Here is a 253-nt window from a genome sequence, read left to right as displayed (position 1 = left end):
GTGCGTGAGCCCCAATATACAAGTGGAGTAGGATTAATTAAACATTCTTATCAAAAAGCTAAATTACGTGGGAAAAATGTGCAGGAAAAGCAAGAACATTTTGAACCAGTACCAGCACCAGCACCAACGCCGGTACAACAGCAACCTGCGAAACAAAAAACTCGTAATCAAAACAATAATAATCAAAATGATGAACGTATGATGTCAAAAGTAAAACGTGTATTCCGTTATTTATGGGATTAAAATTGGACAC

At 36.8% G+C, this 253-nt stretch carries 1 protein-coding gene; it reads left to right on the top strand.

The window, feature by feature from the left end; genetic code table 11:
* The coding region (locus SB658_RS25890) for a cell division protein FtsA C-terminal domain-containing protein (RefSeq protein WP_410603342.1) at positions 1–243 on the top strand (243 nt) is incomplete at its 5' end.
* Positions 244–253 lie beyond the last annotated feature (10 nt).

The organism is Bacillus sp. SIMBA_008, from assembly GCF_046535495.1.
Classification (GTDB): Bacteria; Bacillota; Bacilli; order Bacillales; family Bacillaceae; genus Bacillus; species Bacillus subtilis.
Note: the sequence above shows the minus strand (reverse complement) of the source record. Positions and strands in the feature narration are given on the sequence as shown.